Here is a 14,921-nt window from a genome sequence, read left to right on the forward strand (position 1 = left end):
TCGCATGCGGGGGGGCACGACGCGCCGCGCGGCGAGCGCGCGGGGTTTCGGATTCGCAGCCCTCGCTGCTCTTCCGTTGATTTCTGCCTGTTCGTCGGTCATCCCCGATACTGGCGGCCCGCGTCCCGGCACTACGCCGCCGGTGAGCAAGCCTTCGCCGACGCCCACGCCGACCCCTATCGGCACGCCGCGCCCCTATACGCCGCGTCCGTCCGAAAGCGGCAGCGTCGTCGCGGCGAAACCGATCCCCGCGACGCCCAATCCGCCGCTTGCCGCGCCCGCGCCGCCCGCCACCGCGACGACCGCAGCCGAAGCCGGGGTGATCGCCGGCCCCGAATATAACGAGCTCGGCGTCACCGCAGAGCAGGCTACCGCCGCGCTCAAGGCGTTCCGGCTGAGCTGTCCGTCGGTTGTTCGCCGCGCCGATGCCAGCGGGCTCACACAGAACGCCGAGTGGACCGAAAGCTGCAACGCGGCTAAGGGCTGGGCCGACCGCGACGCGAGCAATTTCTTCAGCCGCTATTTCGGGACGGTGCAGATCGGCGCGGGCACAGCCTTCGTCACCGGCTATTACGAACCCGAGATTGCGGCCTCGCGCGACAAGCGGCCGGGCTATGACGTGCCGATCTATCGCCGTCCCGGCGATTTGGTCGACGTCGATCTCGGCACCTTCTCGAAGGATCTCCAGGGCAAGAAGATTCGCGGCCGCGTCGAGGGCAGCAATTTCATCCCCTATTACGACCGCGCCGCGATCGAGAGCGGCGCGCTCGCGAACCGCGGCCTCGAAATCGCATGGGCGGCCGACGCGGCTGAATTCTTCTTCCTGCAGGTGCAGGGTTCGGGCCGCCTCCGCCTTCCCGACGGCAACATCATGCGCATCGGCTACGAGACGCAGAACGGCCGCGATTATGTCGGCATCGGCAAGCTGCTGCTCGATCGCGGCGAGCTCAAGACCGGCCAGGCGTCGATGCAGGGCATCCTCGACTATCTGCGCGCCGATCCGGTGCGCGGCGCGGCGGTGATGAACGAGAATCCGAGCTGGGTCTTTTTTCGCGAACTCACCGGTGCGGGGCCACTCGGCGCGCTCGGTGTCCCGGTGACCGGCCGCGCGAGCGTCGCTGCCGATCCCAAATATGTGCCGCTCGGCGCTCCTGTCTTCCTGTCGCTCGACCGCGCCGAGCCCAATGGTTTGTGGGTTGCGCAGGATACGGGCGGGGCGATCAAGGGCGCGAACCGGTTCGACAGCTTCTGGGGCGCGGGCGAACAGGCTCGCGCGATCGCCGGCGGCATGTCGGGGCGCGGATCGGCGCTGTTGCTGCTGCCGCGCGCGAGCGTCGCGCGGCTCACCATCCGCCGCTGATATCCGATGGCACGCCGGCTCGCCCCCGAGGAAACGGCGCTCTGGAAAAAGGTGGCGGCGACGGTCGCGCCCATCGCCAAGCGTCCGGCACCTGACCTCGAGCCCAAAAGCCAGCCCACGGTCAAGCCGCCGAGGGTGACGCCGCGTAGCAGCGCGGCTCCCGCCGCAACGCCGCGACCGCCCGCCGCGCTCCCGCCGCCGCGCCGCACTTGGGCCAGCTCGACGCTCGACGGCCATTGGGACCGGCGACTGCGCAAGGGGCTTGTCCGCCCCGACATGAGTATCGACCTGCATGGTCACAGCCTCGCCTCGGCGCAGGCGCTGCTCGACGATGCCATCGGACGCGCGCTGTTACGCGGTGCGCGGGTGCTGCTCGTCGTGGCGGGGCGCCTGCGTCCGGGCGCCGACCGGCTGCCGCTGATGCACGGGGATCCGCGTCCGCGCGGCGCTATCCGCGCGTCGCTTCCCGATTGGTTGTCGGTCTCGCCTTATGCCGACCAGATCGTTGCGCTACGCCCCGCGCATATCAGCCATGGAGGCGGCGGTGCAGTCTATGTGATCCTGCGTAGGGCGCGCGAGGACTAAAGAAACGCGCGCATCAATATGCCGCGATAGATGGCGGTGAGGGTGCGCAAATCCTCGACCGCGACCGCCTCATCCAGCTTGTGCATCGTAGCGTTGATCAGGCCGAATTCGACCACGGGACAGAGCGCGTGCAGGAAACGCGCGTCGGACGTGCCGCCCGTCGTCGACATTTCGGGCTGGAGATCTGTCTCGGCATGGATCGCCTCGGCGACCAGCCCCGACAACTCGCCGGGCGGGGTGAGGAACGCCTCGCCCGAAATCTTGCCGAGTATTTTCGCTTGCGGTTCGACGTCGTGCGCAAGCCGCTCGACCATCGCGACCAGATCGGCACCGCGATGCTGGTCGTTGAAGCGGATCGACAGCCGCGCGCGCGCCGACGCCGGGATAACGTTCGTCGCGCCGTTGCCGACCTCGATATCGGTGAATTCGATGTTCGACGGCTGGAACCAGTCGGTCCCGGCGTCGAGGCTGACCGCATCGATCGCAGCCATGATCCTGACCAGCTTGGGGATCGGATTGTCGGCGAGGTGCGGATAGGCGACATGGCCTTGCGTGCCGGGCACGTCGATCCAGATGTTGACCGAACCGCGCCGGCCGATCTTCACCATGTCGCCGAGCCGGTTCACCGAGGTGGGCTCGCCGACGAGGATCATGTCGGGGCGGACGCCCCGCCCCTCCATATGCTCCATCAGCGCGCGGGTACCGAAGATCGCGGGGCCTTCCTCGTCGCCGGTGATGATCAGGCTGATGGTGCCCGCCTCGACGGGGGTCGCCGCGGCGGCCGCGACGAAGGAGGCGATCGCCCCCTTCATGTCGACCGCACCGCGTCCATAGAGGAGGTCGCCGCGGACTTCGGGCGCGAAGGCATCGCTCGTCCAGCCGACACCCGGCGGCACGACGTCGAGATGGCCGGCAAAACCGAAATGCTTCGGCCCCTTGCCTTCGCGCACCGCGAGCAGATTCTCGACCGGCCCGTCGGGCTCGATCCCGTCGATGAAGCGCTCGACGGTGAAGCCGAGCGGGATCAGCGCCGCCTCGAGCACGTCGAACACCGAACCGGTGGCGGGAGAAATGCTCGGCGCAGCCATCAGCGCCTGCGCGAGGTCTACGGGGTCGATGCTGTGCGTCATGCCGTACCCTTACCCCTTCGCGCGGCGCGAAGTCGAGGCTTTGCATCGCGGCGACTTTGTGAGAAACAAAGGAAGAACAAATAGAAGGGACTGGCGATGCCGAAGCTTGATCTGGAGACGATCCCGCAAACCAACACGACCGGCTATCCCGCGCCCTATGACGCGCCGGTGCAGGGGCGCTGGTATCGCCGCCTTGCGCCACCGACCGGGATCAGCGATTTCGCTGCGAGCCACGTCGTGCTGAAGCCCGGCGCCTGGTCGTCGCAGCGCCACTGGCATGACGGCGAGGACGAAATGCTGGTGATGATATCGGGTGAGGCGGTGCTGATCGAGGACGACGGCCGCTGGCCGATGCGTCCCGGCGACATCGCGGTGTGGCCGAAAGGCAGCACCAACGGTCACCATCTTGTCAATGAATCGGACACCGACTGCATCTTCGTCGCGCTGGGCGGGGGCAAGAAATACGACATCGGTGGCGGCTATTCGGACATCGACATGCTGTTCGGGCCCGACGGCTATTTCCACAAGGACGGGACACCCTATCCGACGAAGCGGATCCCGTGAGGGAGAGGACGGGGTCAGCTTTGGGGTGGTTTCCCGACGGTCAGCTCTGCCGCGTACCGTTTGGAAAACGGCCGTTTTTCGCCTATCCAGTTAGCGCCTTCCCCTACCCGTTGGGCCAAGTGTAATAAGGCGGTGTGCTGGGGTGCCTTTCTGCCCACATTTTTAGGAGTTTCAGCACCGACACGCGGTTGTTGATGTCAAAATCTTCATCCCGAAAGGAACTGCTCCAACGTGTGTCGTGCTTCTGAATAAGCCGGAGAGCTATATTCCGAAAGTCATACAGTGGCTTGCATAAGTCCTGACGCCGCTCGGGATCGTTTGTCGTCGTCTTCACAATCTGAGAATATGTCGGCCATCCGTGCTCATACATTATCTGGAAGCCGATACGCTCAAATTCATGGAAAGATTCATAGGCAAGCTCGGAGCAAACTGACCTATCCGTGGGGGTGGCCAATTCACCGCGCCCCGCAACATCTTCGGCATCATACGTTGCCAGCGCACTTCGCGCTTCCGGGTTGTTCACATATTGATGCAGCATCTTGTAAAATTCATCAAATGCGAATCTTGGTGGTGTCAGCGTCGCTTCTTCGCTCATGCAATCAACCTTTCGCGGATGATCATTAGCGATCAATCGTTAAGGTTGCCCGTCCAAGAAACGCTGGTTTCCTCGACACATGCTACGAACAGGCCGTAAAACGGAGCGCTGCCCCACTCCAAGTCTCAAAACTCACCCCAAAGTCTATGTCTGGAAATGGGGTATCCATCCTGCAGATCCAATGGCGCGAACCGGTCGTTTCCGGTCATTTCTCCCGGACCGAATCCTACCAGCGAAACGGGGTGGAAGTCGGCAACAACTGGTGGCAACTTGATTTCTCAGAATGGAGATCGGTATGTGGTGGAAGCTCACAGGTGTGGTCGCCCTGACGGCGGCGCTCATCTTCAGCGTGATACCGATCCGAACGCATGCAGTTCTTCACGATCCGGTGAATGACCCGCCTCCCAGTTGGGCCTCCTTGGGTGACCTGCTTGGGAGCATGTACATCACCACCGGCACGGCAGTGCTCATAGCGGGCATTTTAGCCGTGGCAGGTTACGTCGCTTTCAAGGTCGCCCGCGGACACTGGTGAATGCCCGCAATCGGTCGGTAGCGGACGGTCGCCTAATCCTGTCCCGCCATCTCGAACTTCTCGATCACCCAGTCCTCGGCCTGCGCGCCGCCGATCCATTCCTGCATGTGCGGGTGGCGGATGACCGCCTGACAATAAGGAATGGCGAAGCGCGGTAGCGGGATCGAATAAGTGATCAAGCGCGTGACGACCGGTGCGAACATCATGTCGGCCGCCGACCAGTCGCCGAACAGATAATCCCCCTCGCCGCCGAACCGCGCGCGGGCCTCGGCCCAGATCTGCATGATCCGGATGACATCGGCCTGTACGTCGGGCTCGAGATCGGCCGCCGGATAGATGCGGCGGATGTTCATGCTGTGATTGCGGCGCAACGCGGCGAAGCTCGAGTGCATTTCAGCGGCCATCGACCGCGCCATCGCGCGCGCGGCCATATCCTCGGGCCAGTAGCCCTTCGTGCCGCCGGTCTTTTCGTTGAGATAATCGATGATCGCGAGGCTGTCCCAGACGACGATATCGTCGCCGTCCCACAGAATCGGAACCTTGCCGCCCGACGGCGCGAACTCGTCGCCCTCGCGCCGGTTCGACCAGTCCTCGTCATAGAGAGGGACGGTGACTTCCTCGAACGGCAGGCCGCTGTGTCTGGTCGCCAGCCAACCGCGGAGGCTCCAGCTGGAATAGGCCTTGTTACCGATGAACAGTTTCATGTTGTCTCCCTGACCCCGACTTTCGTGGGGCGGGCGGCAAAGGTCAACTCTCGACCGCCTCCAGCACCGCGGCGCGCAGTTCGGCGATGCCCATGCCCTTTTCGCTGCTCGTCGCGATCACCTCGGGGTGGGCGGCGGGGTGCTTGCGGGCCTCCGCCTCGGTCGCGGCCTGCACCGCGGCGAGGTCGGTCGCCTTGATCTTGTCGGTCTTGGTGAGAACGAGGCGGTAGCTGACCGCCGCGACGTCGAGCATCTCGAGCACCTCGCGGTCGACATCCTTGATGCCGTGGCGGCTGTCGATCAGCACCAGCGTGCGCTTCAGCACCTGCCGCCCGCGGAGGTAGTCGTTGACCAGGAAGCGCCACTTCCTGACGACATCCTTCGGCGCCTTGGCGAAACCATAGCCGGGCATGTCGACGAGGCGGAACACCAGCGGATTGCCGACGTCGAAATAGTTGAGTTCCTGCGTGCGTCCCGGGGTGACCGACGTGCGCGCGAGCCCATTGCGGTTCGTCAGTGCGTTGAGCAGCGACGATTTGCCGACGTTCGAGCGCCCCGCGAAGGCGATCTCGGGCGCGCTGGGCGGCGGGAGGTGCTGGAGGGCGGGCGCCGATTTCAGGAAGGCGATCGGGCCCGCAAACAGCTTGCGCGCCCGTTCGCTTCTGTCTTCCGCGCCCGGATCGATCTCGCTCACTTGACCGGCGCTGCCTTCAACTGCGGGAACTTGCGATACATGAACTGCTGCTGCGCGATCGACAGGCAGTTGTTCGTGATCCAGTAAAGCAGCAGACCCGCCGCGAACGGCGCCATGATGAACATGAACATCCACGGCATGATCTTGAACACCTGTTGCTGCACCGGATCGGTCGCCTGCGGGTTCAAACGGAACTGCAGGAACATGGTGATGCCGAGCACCAGCGCGAGCGGCCCGATCGCGAGCAGCGACGGCGGGGTGAAGGGCAGGGCGCCGAACAGGTTCAGGAAGTGCAGCGGATCGGGCGCCGAGAGATCCTTGATCCACAGCGCAAAGGGCTGGTGACGCATTTCGATCGTCAGCATCAGCACCTTGTAGAGGGCGTAGAAGATCGGGATCTGCAGCACGATCGGCAGACAGCCGGCGAGCGGATTGATCTTCTCGTCCTTATAGAGCTTCATCAATTCCTGTTGCTGGCGCTGCTTGTCGTCCTTGTAGCGTTCCTGGAGCGCCTTCATCTTCGGCTGGACGAGGCGCATCTGCGCCATCGAATGGAACTGGCGCTGCGCGACGGGGAACATCAGCGCGCGGATGATCACGGTCAGCAGCATGATAGCGACGCCGAAATTGCCGATCTGCTTGAACAGCCAGTCGAGCAGCTTGAAGATCGGCACTTCGAAGAATTCGAACCAGCCCCAGTCGATCGCGTTCGACAGGCGCGTGATGCCCTGGTCGTTCTCATAGCCCTGGAGCGTGTAGACCTCCTTGGCGCCGGCAAAGATGCGGCTGGAGGTGCTGACCTGCGTGCCAGGCGCGATCTGCGTGAAAGCGCGGGCGAAGAGGGCCTGATAATTGTCCGCGGCCGGCGTGGTGATCGAGGCAGTGACGCGCTCGCCCTTTGCCGGGATGATCGCCGCGAGCCAATATTTGTCGGTGAAGCCCAGCCAGCCGGCCGAGCCATACTTGAACGCCTCGCCCTTATCGAGATCCTTGTAGTCGACGTCGAATTCCGACTTGCCGTCGACATAGCCCGTCGGACCGATGTGGTTGGTCCAGCTGGTCTGCTCGTGCGGATCGGTCGGCTTGCCGAGACGGTTGATCAGCGCAAAGCTGCTGACGCTGACCGGCGCGGTGCCAGTGTTGGCGATCGTCTGCTTCGCGGTGATCAGATAATTGGCGTCGATGCTATATTCGATGCGGAAGGTCTGGCCGGTCGTATTCGCCCAGTTCAGCGTCACCGGCGTCGTCGGGGTCAGCTTGCTTCCCGATGCGGTCCAGACGGTGGCCGGACCGGGAACCTGAATGCCCTGCGCGCCCCAGCCGATGCTGGCGTAATAGGCCGCCTTGGTGTTGCCGGGTGCAAACAGGCGGACGGGCGGCGAATTCTTCTCGATTGTCTGGCGATATTTGTTGAGCGTGATGTCGTCGATGCGCGCGCCGACGAGGTTGATCGAGCCCGACAGCGCGGGGGTTTCGATCGGCACGCGGTTGCCCGAGCCGAGCGCGGCTTCAACCGGAACGATCGTTTGTGCGGCGGGGGCCGTCGCACCGGGCGCCGCAGGCGTACCGGGCTGCGCGGGTGCCGCCGGGGTCGCCGCATCTTTCGCGCCCGCGACGGTCTTGGTGACGTCGGGCTTCGGCGGGGTCGGAAAGAATTTCTGCGACACGAAGTTCCAGCCCAGCAGGATGGCTGCCGACAGCAAGATTGCGGTGATCCAGTTACGCTTGTCGTCCACGCTCTTCGGTCTCTCTTCGTCTCAAGATGTCGGGAAATGCCGCACTAGGGTACGGGATCGTAGCCATGTCCGCCCCAAGGATGGCAGCGCAATAGCCGCTTTGTCGCCAACCAGCCACCCTTGATCGCACCATGGCGTTTCAGCGCGACGATCGCATATTCGCTGCACGACGGGGCATAGCGGCAGGTCGGCGGCAGGACGCGCGACGGGCCGAGTTGCCAGCCGCGCGCGATCAGGATGAGCAGCTTCGCGATCATGGCGCTTTGGCCGCCAGCTTCTTCGCCGCGCGCTTCAGGGCCGAATCGAGATGTTCGCCAAGCTCCGCAAAGGCGATGTCGTTGCCGCCGGGGCGGCCGATCAGCACATGGTCGGCGCCGGCAATTCCCGATTCGGGGAGTGCGGCGCGTGCCAGTTCGCGCAGGCGGCGCTTCATCCGGTTGCGGGCAACCGAATTGCCGACCTTCTTGCTGACGGTATAGCCGATGCCCGATCCATCATCGTCGTCACCACGCGGGCGGACGAGCAAAACGAAGCCGGGCATGGGAAAGCGAAGGCCGCGGTTGGCGGCCAGAAATTCGCTACGTTTTGAAAGCGTTCGCACCAGCCCAGATCCTGCCAGGCTTGGCGGCGAAGCGTCGGCGATCAGGCCGACAGCTTCTTGCGGCCCTGGGCGCGGCGGTTGGCGAGAATCTTGCGGCCGCCAACCGTCGCCTTGCGGGCGCGGAAACCGTGGCGTCGGGCGCGCACGAGGTTGCTCGGTTGAAAGGTACGCTTCATCGCGGTTGTCCCTAAATCTCGTCAAATACTGTAACAGAAAAGGGCCGCCAAACGTGGGCGGCCACTGTTGGGGGCGCGGATAAGCAAGAGTCGGTGGAAAGTCAATCTCCATCGCGGCCTTTTCCGTGGCTATCGGCCGCCAGCGCCTCGCGCTCACGCTTTCGGGCGGCACTGACTCGTCGCATCAGGCGGTCCATCCAGCCAGCGTACCGCGGATGGCGACGCTTGAAGCGGACATAGACGCGTTTCGCCCAGGCGCTGTTCTGCAACGCCAGCATCAATCCGGCGGGAAACAGGATGATGAAACCGGGGCCGGGCAGCGGGCCCAGCAGAGGCGCGGCGACCATCAGCAGCAGACCGAGCAGGAACAGCGCGAGGCGGACCTGCGCGTTCGATCGCAATCGCTGGTAAAGGCTGCGCTTTGCCATGCGGCCCGATCTGGGTACGCGGCAAGCGTGTTACAAGGCTAAATCAGTGATTGCCTCAGTCGAGCGTGACGAAGCGCGCCATGTCGTCGCGCGTCAGATAGCGGACGTCGTCGAACGGCGTTGCGTTGGTCAGCGCATAAAAGGCGCGCGCCTTGGCGGCGTCCATGCCCATTTCGCGGTAATAGCTCAGATACTCGGCGTGGACGGGGTCGTTTGCCGGATAGTCGTTCGCCTCGCGGCCATATTCGTCGGCCCAGCTGTGGACGCCGAATTCGGCGTCGGGAGCGGCGCGGCGGGTGCTTCCGGCGAGCCAGAGCTCGACCGCACCCGACCGCACCGAGCCGCCGCTCGGGACGACGGTTTCCATGCCGGCCCGGCGGATCGCGCGGGCGAGGATCAGATTCGCTTCCTCGTCGAGGCTGCCGGGGCAATCGATCATTTCGAGGCGCCTCAGCGTCGGAAAGGCGGCGAGCATCGCGGCGAACTGGCGCGGGGCGTTCGATGTGACATCGCCCGCCATGCGGACGGTGTTCGCATCGACCACCGCGAAGGGACCGAAGCGCGCCTTCGCCTGCCCCAGCGTCGCGAGTGTGGCCGACGGGGCATAGCGGCGGGTGGCGCCGAGGTCGGCATCTTCGGCAAGACCTTCGTCGTCCAGAAGCGCGGCGTCTTCATCGACATAATTCGCGCCATCGTCCGCGACGGTCTCTTCGCCCGCATCCTCATAGGTCCAGGTCACCGTCGTGGTGACGGTCACGACCTGCTGCGCGTGCGCCGGCGCGAACGCAAGGATCGCCGCGAAAGCGGCGACGATGAGCGTGCGAACGAAAGCGGATGGCGAAACCATGTGGCCGCTTTCGCGCGTGCGCGATAACCAAATGGCAAAGCGGCAATGTCAGCAGGGCGTTAACCGCATTTCGGGACGGGTCAGCCGGCCTCGCAAAGCGCCTTCAACTGCTCGGCCACAGCACCCCAGCCGGGGGTGAATCCCATCTCTTCATGCTGCTTCAGCGCTTCGTCGGTCCAGTGGCGCGCCCAGGCGGTGTAGTGCGTGCCTTCACCCTCGGGCGCGATTTCCCAGCCGCCGATCATGAACGGACCCGTCGGCGTCATGCGTCCGTCGGGTCCGATCATCACCGCATCGGTCGACACGAAACGGACGCCGGGCACGACCTCGAGGAAAATGCCGTCGCTCGGATGTGCTTCGCCGTTGGGGCCGTGCATCGTCATCGCGGCGCGGCCGCCGCTGCGCCAGTCCTGTTCGATGATTTCGGTGGTCCAGGGCTTCGGGCACCACCATTCGGTGATCCGGTTCGTCATCACGTCCCACACCTTGTCGGGCGCGGCGTTGATATAGATGTCCACGGACAATTCGCGGGGGTCGGTCATCATGGTCTCCTGAGGGGAAAGGTCAGTCGCGGTCGGGGGCACCGAGCGGAAAATAGGCGCGATACGGCCGAGCTTCCTCGACGCAGCGCGCTACGCTCGGATGCGCGAGCAGGCGGGCGCGATAGGCGCGCAGATTCTCGTACGTCTCGGGAATCTGGTGGACCCAATCGGCATAGAAGAGCGACGGCGCCGCGGCGCAATCGGCGAGGGTGAAGCCATAGGGCGTCGCCCAGCCGCGGCCCGCGAGTTCCTTGTCGAGCCATGCGTAGATAGTATCCAGCCGCGCGTGCGTCTGTTCGATAATGACCGGCAGATGGTTCTCGGGGCCGCGGAGGGCGTCGTTCACCACCTCCTGCATCCGGTTCATCACATGATGGTCGAAGATGCGGTCGAACAGCCGGACCTTCAGCGCCGCGTCGAATTCCTGCGGGATCAGGCGCGGTTCGGGGACCAGATGGTCGAGATATTCGATGATGATCGACGATTCGAAATACGGCGTTCCGTCATGGACGAGCAGCGGGAATTGCCCGACCGGCCAGTAAGACTTGAGCTCGGGCATATGATCGGGAAACGCCGGATCGACCGAGCGATAGTCGAATTCGATTCCCTTCTCGTAGAGCGCGATCAGCGCCTTCCATGTGTAGGAGGAGAAAGGGTGGCCGTAGAAAATCAGCATCAAACGGAATCCTTGCGGGTCAGCCATGCCAGCGGCAGGCCGACGAAGAAGATGTGCGGGAACAACGCGACCGCGCCCTTGACGAGATCGCGCGGCGGGAAGGCTAATTCGAAGCGCAGCGGCAACACGACCCCGTTCATGATGACATAGAGCAGCAGCCCGTAAAGCGTGCCCGTCAGCCACCACGGCCATGCAGTCAGTGCGGTCCAGCGCCGCGCGACGAAGAACCATGTTGCGACCATTGCGCCCATGATCGCGTAGTGGGTCGCAAGCCCTGCGATATCGCCCGCAATACCCCACGTCCGGGCACCGTCGCCGAACGGCCCGCTTGCGACCGCGTGGAGCATTGACGAGACAGTATCGCCCTGCACCACGCTCGACACCGCCGCATAGACAATGTCGAGCGTGCCGCAGAGCGCCCATGCGAAGAGGAGCGGGCTACGCCGCGCCAACCGCTTCGCCCCGGATCGCGGCCTCGATCGCCGCGACGTCGATCTTCTTCATCGCCATCATCGCCTCGAACGCGCGTTTGGCTGCCGCCTGATCGCCGCTCGTCATCACGTCGGTCAGCGCGCGCGGGGTGATCTGCCACGATATGCCCCATTTATCCTTGCACCAGCCGCACATGCTTTCCTGTCCGCCATTGCCGACGATCGCGTTCCACAGACGGTCGGTCTCTTCCTGCGTGTCGGTGTGCACCTGGAAGGAAAAGGCCTCGCTATGCTTGAAGGTCGAGCCGCCGTTGAGGCCGATGCATGGATAGCCGAGCACGGTGAAGTCGACGGTCAGCACATCGCCTTCCTTGCCGCTGGGGTTGTCGCCGGGGGCGCGGTGGATGCCGCCCACCGCGCTGTCGGGGAACGTCGCGGCATAGAAGTTCGCGGCTTCCTCGGCGTCCTTGTCGTACCAGAGGCACAGGGTTGCTTTGTTCGACATCATTTCTCTCCTTTGATCGGCCCGCCGATCGACCAGAGATGGCCGAACGGATCTTTCACCTGGGCGTAACGGTCCCCCCAGAAAGCATCGTGCGGTTCGAGCGTCGACGACGCGCCCGCATCCATCGCGCGCTGGTACCAGCTGTCGGTGTCGTCGACGTAGAGGTGCAGCGTCACGCCGGTCGGCGCGGCCATCGCGTGGCCGGTATATTCGGGGAAATCGTCGTGCATCATCAGCGAGGTGCCGTTGACGGTCAGATGCGCGTGCATCAGCCGCACGCCATCCTCGGCGGGCATCCGCATATTCTCGGTCGCGCCGAACGCCTTGGCGTAGAAGTCGATCGCTTCGCTGCCGCGCTTGTCGGGAATCGCGATATGCGGGGTTAGGCCGGTGGCCGGCGTCTGGGCGGGGTTCGTCATTGCTCTTCTCCCTATTTCTTCGGCCCGACAAGGCCGAACGCGGCGCCCTGCGGGTCGATGCCGTTCATCGCATATTCGCCGCCGGGGATTTCCATTGGACCGTTGGTCACCGTGCCGCCGTTCGCGGTCACCGCGGCCTGCGCCCGGTCGATATCGTCGACGCCGATGTAGAAGGTCCACAGGCTAGCGGGCATGCCCGGCATCAGCGGCATCACCGCGCCGAGCCCCACGTCGCCGCGCTGGATGAACCGGTACGCGCCCATGTCGCCCATATCCATCGCGCCTTCCTGGCCCCAGCCGAAGTGGCGGGTGTAGAAGGCGATCGCGCCGTCGGGATCGCTCGTCGCGAGCTCGTTCCAGCGGATGCGCTGGGCTTCGGTAACCGAGAAGACGTCGCTTTCCTGTCCCTCGGCGCCCGGCGGCGGGGCGGGGTCCATGATATAGAAGGGCGCGCCCTGCGGGTCGGTGACCATCGCGATGCGGCCGACGGGGATGTCCATCGCGGGCATCTGGACGCTGCCGCCATCGGCCTTGATCGCCTCGATCTCGGCATCGACGTCGTTCGTGTGAATATAGCCGATCCACAAGGGCCGCGCGCCGCCCGCGATCATGTCGGCATTCAGCGCCAGAACGCCGCCGGCGTTGCCGCCGTTGCTACGCCCGATCATGCGATAGTCCATGTCGCCCGCAGCGGGGTCACGCTCCGACGCGATCGTCCAGCCGACGACCGCGCCATAGAAGCGCGCCGCGCCCGCCGGGTCGGGGGTCATCAGTTCGTACCAGATGAAATTGGACGCTTGGCTCATCTCTTTCCTCCTTCGACGGTCGGAAAATAATCCCCGCGACCTTCGGGGGTCATGTCGAGCAGGCCCCACAGCGAATCGACGAGATCGCCGGCGCGGTGGTGCTGGCCGGGGTCCGAGGGCGCGAACGCCATCTCGCTGCCCCAGTGGTGGCGGATACTATCACCGTCCTTGCGGAAGACGTTGAAGATCGTCTCGTCCCATTCCTCGCCGGGTTCGAGCTTGCGGTCCGCGCGCATCGCGGGCGGAAATTTGCGCGTGTCGCCGAAATAGTCGGCCGAATAGCGCGTGGTGACGTCGGACAGGAAGTTCATGTGCGGCCAGCCGCGCACCCGCGCCCATTCGGTGAGCCGCGCGATCGGCGACTTGGCGACGATATAAAGCGGTGCGCGGTCGTCGATGTAGCGCGCGCCGCCGTCGACCGAATCGAGCATATGCGTGCAGCCGGGGCAGGGCGTGTCGCGCTCGGCGTTCCACATGAAGCTGTAGAGGATGATCGTCGGCTTGCCCGCGAACAGCTCCGACAGCTTGACCGTCTCGGGCCGCTGATACGCGCCGATGCGTTCGAAGACATAGTCCTCGGCGATAGCGCCGCCGGGCGGCAGCGCGCGGCGTTTCGCGGCAACGAGCTCGATCTGGCGGCGGAGCGCGATCTCGTCGTCGAGCAGCGCATTGCGCGCGGCGCGATAGTCGGTGCTCTCGTTAGGGTAGGCGATGTGGTTCATGGGATTCTCCACTCGGCTGTGATTTCCGTTCCGTCATCCCGGCGAAGGCCGGGATCTCAACCTTGGGACATGGCGCACCGGTGAGATCCCGGCCTTCGCCGGGATGACGACAGGAAATTTACGCCATCACGATCGGTTCGAAACCGCCATAGATCATGCGCTTGCCGTCGAAGGTCTGGTCGTTCGGATCATGCTGCATCCGTTCGTCCTTCATGAACTGTTCCCATCCCTTGGTGCGCGTTTCCTTGTCGGGCCACTCGACCCAGCTGAAGACGACGGTTTCGCCGTCCTGCTTGTGCGCGGCGCGGTTGAAATCGGTGACCTTGCCGTCGGACACATCGTCGCCCCACGCCTCGACGACGCGCGTCGCGCCATGGTCGCGGAACACTTCGGACGCCTTGATCGCCATTGCGCGATAAGCCTCCTTGTTGCCGTCGGGGACCGGCACGATATAGCCGTCGGCATAGCCGAAACCGCCATCCGCGCTGTCGTCGACGATCGAGTCGAAGCCGCCGATGATCATCCGCTTGCCGTCGAACGGCATCTCGCCGCCCATCGCCGCCATGCGCGGATCGTTCATCATCTTTGTCGTCGCGGCGTCGCGCGTCGCCTTGTCGGGATATTCGAACCAGCTGAACACGACGGTCTCGTCGGGCGTGGCCTGCACCGCGCCCTTGAAGTCGTTGACCTTGCCGTCGGGGACGTCATCGCCCCAGCATTCGACCATGCGCGCGACGCCGAATTCCTTGAACAGCGGCGCGGCATCGGCCGCGTGCTTGCGATAGGCTTCCTTGTTGGCGGTCGGCACCGCGACCACAAATCCTTCTACATAGGTCATCTTGTCTCTCCTGAGGGGGTGGGGAGGGGG

22 protein-coding genes are annotated in these 14,921 nt (G+C 64.5%); 4 read left to right on the top strand and 18 right to left on the bottom strand.

The features are described 5' to 3' along the window. Positions 1-4 precede the first annotated feature (4 nt). Both mltA and ACQY80_RS08680 read left to right on the top strand, forming a co-directional pair. A complete protein-coding gene (gene mltA, locus ACQY80_RS08675; RefSeq protein ID WP_428685580.1) occupies positions 5-1,360 on the top strand; it encodes a murein transglycosylase A in 1,356 nt (451 codons plus the stop codon). A 6-nt stretch (positions 1,361-1,366) separates the two neighbouring features. Further along, complete coding sequence (locus ACQY80_RS08680; RefSeq protein ID WP_428685582.1) at positions 1,367-1,945, top strand: Smr/MutS family protein; 579 nt, start codon at positions 1,367-1,369, stop codon at positions 1,943-1,945. Here the strand turns inward: ACQY80_RS08680 and dapE are convergent. After that, a complete protein-coding gene (gene dapE, locus ACQY80_RS08685; RefSeq protein ID WP_428685584.1) occupies positions 1,942-3,075 on the bottom strand; it encodes a succinyl-diaminopimelate desuccinylase in 1,134 nt (377 codons plus the stop codon). The genes ACQY80_RS08680 and dapE overlap by 4 nt on opposite strands. A gap of 96 nt (positions 3,076-3,171) precedes the next feature. Between dapE and ACQY80_RS08690 the strand changes: the two genes are divergently transcribed. Beyond that, the gene (locus ACQY80_RS08690) at positions 3,172-3,639 is read left to right on the top strand and encodes a cupin domain-containing protein (protein WP_428685586.1); all 468 of its coding nucleotides are present in this window, start codon (positions 3,172-3,174) and stop codon (positions 3,637-3,639) included. A gap of 103 nt (positions 3,640-3,742) precedes the next feature. On the opposite strand, the gene ACQY80_RS08695 is transcribed toward ACQY80_RS08690, so the two are convergent. Then, positions 3,743-4,234 (bottom strand): hypothetical protein, encoded by a 492-nt coding sequence (locus ACQY80_RS08695; RefSeq protein ID WP_428685588.1) that lies wholly within the window; start codon positions 4,232-4,234, stop codon positions 3,743-3,745. A gap of 295 nt (positions 4,235-4,529) precedes the next feature. Here ACQY80_RS08695 and ACQY80_RS08700 point away from each other — a divergent pair, with 295 nt between their 5' ends. Next, positions 4,530-4,766, top strand: coding sequence for a hypothetical protein (locus ACQY80_RS08700; protein ID WP_428685590.1), 237 nt, complete (start codon positions 4,530-4,532; stop codon positions 4,764-4,766). A gap of 32 nt (positions 4,767-4,798) precedes the next feature. Here the strand turns inward: ACQY80_RS08700 and ACQY80_RS08705 are convergent, their stop codons facing one another. The 16 genes from ACQY80_RS08705 to ACQY80_RS08780 all read right to left on the bottom strand — a co-directional run bounded on the left by ACQY80_RS08705 (position 4,799) and on the right by ACQY80_RS08780 (position 14,891). Next, on the bottom strand, positions 4,799-5,470 hold the full coding sequence (locus tag ACQY80_RS08705) for a glutathione S-transferase family protein (RefSeq protein ID WP_428685592.1): 672 nt from the start codon (positions 5,468-5,470) through the stop codon (positions 4,799-4,801). 43 nt (positions 5,471-5,513) lie between these two features. Further along, entirely contained in the window at positions 5,514-6,164 is a 651-nt protein-coding gene (gene yihA / locus ACQY80_RS08710) for a ribosome biogenesis GTP-binding protein YihA/YsxC (protein ID WP_428685594.1), read from the bottom strand. Next, positions 6,161-7,900, bottom strand: coding sequence for a membrane protein insertase YidC (gene yidC / locus ACQY80_RS08715; protein WP_428685596.1), 1,740 nt, complete (start codon positions 7,898-7,900; stop codon positions 6,161-6,163). Before yidC ends, yihA begins: the two co-directional genes overlap by 4 nt. Positions 7,901-7,944: 44 nt before the next feature. After that, a complete protein-coding gene (gene yidD, locus ACQY80_RS08720; protein ID WP_428685598.1) occupies positions 7,945-8,157 on the bottom strand; it encodes a membrane protein insertion efficiency factor YidD in 213 nt (70 codons plus the stop codon). After that, positions 8,154-8,501 (bottom strand): ribonuclease P protein component, encoded by a 348-nt coding sequence (gene rnpA, locus ACQY80_RS08725; protein WP_428685600.1) that lies wholly within the window; start codon positions 8,499-8,501, stop codon positions 8,154-8,156. Before rnpA ends, yidD begins: the two co-directional genes overlap by 4 nt. A 41-nt stretch (positions 8,502-8,542) precedes the next feature. Further along, positions 8,543-8,677, bottom strand: coding sequence for a 50S ribosomal protein L34 (gene rpmH, locus ACQY80_RS08730; RefSeq protein WP_039570342.1), 135 nt, complete (start codon positions 8,675-8,677; stop codon positions 8,543-8,545). A 101-nt stretch (positions 8,678-8,778) separates the two neighbouring features. Then, the gene (locus tag ACQY80_RS08735; protein ID WP_428685602.1) at positions 8,779-9,105 is read right to left on the bottom strand and encodes a hypothetical protein; all 327 of its coding nucleotides are present in this window, start codon (positions 9,103-9,105) and stop codon (positions 8,779-8,781) included. Between the two features lie 55 nt (positions 9,106-9,160). Beyond that, positions 9,161-9,952, bottom strand: a complete 792-nt coding sequence (locus ACQY80_RS08740; RefSeq protein WP_428685604.1) for an alpha/beta hydrolase — start codon at positions 9,950-9,952, stop codon at positions 9,161-9,163. 80 nt (positions 9,953-10,032) lie between these two features. Further along, positions 10,033-10,494, bottom strand: a complete 462-nt coding sequence (locus ACQY80_RS08745) for an SRPBCC domain-containing protein (RefSeq protein ID WP_428685606.1) — start codon at positions 10,492-10,494, stop codon at positions 10,033-10,035. 22 nt (positions 10,495-10,516) lie between these two features. After that, positions 10,517-11,170 (bottom strand): glutathione S-transferase family protein, encoded by a 654-nt coding sequence (locus tag ACQY80_RS08750; RefSeq protein ID WP_428685608.1) that lies wholly within the window; start codon positions 11,168-11,170, stop codon positions 10,517-10,519. Next, positions 11,170-11,622 (bottom strand): hypothetical protein, encoded by a 453-nt coding sequence (locus ACQY80_RS08755; protein ID WP_428685610.1) that lies wholly within the window; start codon positions 11,620-11,622, stop codon positions 11,170-11,172. Before ACQY80_RS08755 ends, ACQY80_RS08750 begins: the two co-directional genes overlap by 1 nt. Continuing rightward, a complete protein-coding gene (locus tag ACQY80_RS08760) occupies positions 11,609-12,109 on the bottom strand; it encodes a VOC family protein (protein ID WP_428685612.1) in 501 nt (166 codons plus the stop codon). Before ACQY80_RS08760 ends, ACQY80_RS08755 begins: the two co-directional genes overlap by 14 nt. Next, complete coding sequence (locus ACQY80_RS08765) at positions 12,106-12,525, bottom strand: VOC family protein (protein WP_428685614.1); 420 nt, start codon at positions 12,523-12,525, stop codon at positions 12,106-12,108. Before ACQY80_RS08765 ends, ACQY80_RS08760 begins: the two co-directional genes overlap by 4 nt. Positions 12,526-12,536: 11 nt before the next feature. Then, positions 12,537-13,331 (bottom strand): VOC family protein, encoded by a 795-nt coding sequence (locus ACQY80_RS08770; protein WP_428685616.1) that lies wholly within the window; start codon positions 13,329-13,331, stop codon positions 12,537-12,539. Beyond that, entirely contained in the window at positions 13,328-14,053 is a 726-nt protein-coding gene (locus ACQY80_RS08775) for a DUF899 family protein (RefSeq protein WP_428685618.1), read from the bottom strand. Before ACQY80_RS08775 ends, ACQY80_RS08770 begins: the two co-directional genes overlap by 4 nt. 118 nt (positions 14,054-14,171) lie before the next feature. Continuing rightward, the gene (locus tag ACQY80_RS08780; RefSeq protein ID WP_428685620.1) at positions 14,172-14,891 is read right to left on the bottom strand and encodes a DUF1428 domain-containing protein; all 720 of its coding nucleotides are present in this window, start codon (positions 14,889-14,891) and stop codon (positions 14,172-14,174) included. Positions 14,892-14,921 lie beyond the last annotated feature (30 nt).

It is taken from the genome of Sphingopyxis sp. (assembly GCF_965279755.1).
GTDB lineage: Bacteria > Pseudomonadota > Alphaproteobacteria > Sphingomonadales > Sphingomonadaceae > Sphingopyxis.

Coding starts and splice junctions, on each gene's coding strand:
- mltA (WP_428685580.1), top strand. CDS start 5: ATGCGGGGGGGCACGACGCGCCGCGCGGCGAGCGCGCGGGGTTTCGGA.
- ACQY80_RS08680 (WP_428685582.1), top strand. CDS start 1,367: ATGGCACGCCGGCTCGCCCCCGAGGAAACGGCGCTCTGGAAAAAGGTG.
- dapE (WP_428685584.1), bottom strand. CDS start 3,075: ATGACGCACAGCATCGACCCCGTAGACCTCGCGCAGGCGCTGATGGCT.
- ACQY80_RS08690 (WP_428685586.1), top strand. CDS start 3,172: ATGCCGAAGCTTGATCTGGAGACGATCCCGCAAACCAACACGACCGGC.
- ACQY80_RS08695 (WP_428685588.1), bottom strand. CDS start 4,234: ATGAGCGAAGAAGCGACGCTGACACCACCAAGATTCGCATTTGATGAA.
- ACQY80_RS08700 (WP_428685590.1), top strand. CDS start 4,530: ATGTGGTGGAAGCTCACAGGTGTGGTCGCCCTGACGGCGGCGCTCATC.
- ACQY80_RS08705 (WP_428685592.1), bottom strand. CDS start 5,470: ATGAAACTGTTCATCGGTAACAAGGCCTATTCCAGCTGGAGCCTCCGC.
- yidD (WP_428685598.1), bottom strand. CDS start 8,157: ATGATCGCGAAGCTGCTCATCCTGATCGCGCGCGGCTGGCAACTCGGC.
- rpmH (WP_039570342.1), bottom strand. CDS start 8,677: ATGAAGCGTACCTTTCAACCGAGCAACCTCGTGCGCGCCCGACGCCAC.
- ACQY80_RS08735 (WP_428685602.1), bottom strand. CDS start 9,105: ATGGCAAAGCGCAGCCTTTACCAGCGATTGCGATCGAACGCGCAGGTC.
- ACQY80_RS08740 (WP_428685604.1), bottom strand. CDS start 9,952: ATGGTTTCGCCATCCGCTTTCGTTCGCACGCTCATCGTCGCCGCTTTC.
- ACQY80_RS08745 (WP_428685606.1), bottom strand. CDS start 10,494: ATGACCGACCCCCGCGAATTGTCCGTGGACATCTATATCAACGCCGCG.
- ACQY80_RS08750 (WP_428685608.1), bottom strand. CDS start 11,170: ATGCTGATTTTCTACGGCCACCCTTTCTCCTCCTACACATGGAAGGCG.
- ACQY80_RS08760 (WP_428685612.1), bottom strand. CDS start 12,109: ATGATGTCGAACAAAGCAACCCTGTGCCTCTGGTACGACAAGGACGCC.
- ACQY80_RS08765 (WP_428685614.1), bottom strand. CDS start 12,525: ATGACGAACCCCGCCCAGACGCCGGCCACCGGCCTAACCCCGCATATC.
- ACQY80_RS08770 (WP_428685616.1), bottom strand. CDS start 13,331: ATGAGCCAAGCGTCCAATTTCATCTGGTACGAACTGATGACCCCCGAC.
- ACQY80_RS08775 (WP_428685618.1), bottom strand. CDS start 14,053: ATGAACCACATCGCCTACCCTAACGAGAGCACCGACTATCGCGCCGCG.
- ACQY80_RS08780 (WP_428685620.1), bottom strand. CDS start 14,891: ATGACCTATGTAGAAGGATTTGTGGTCGCGGTGCCGACCGCCAACAAG.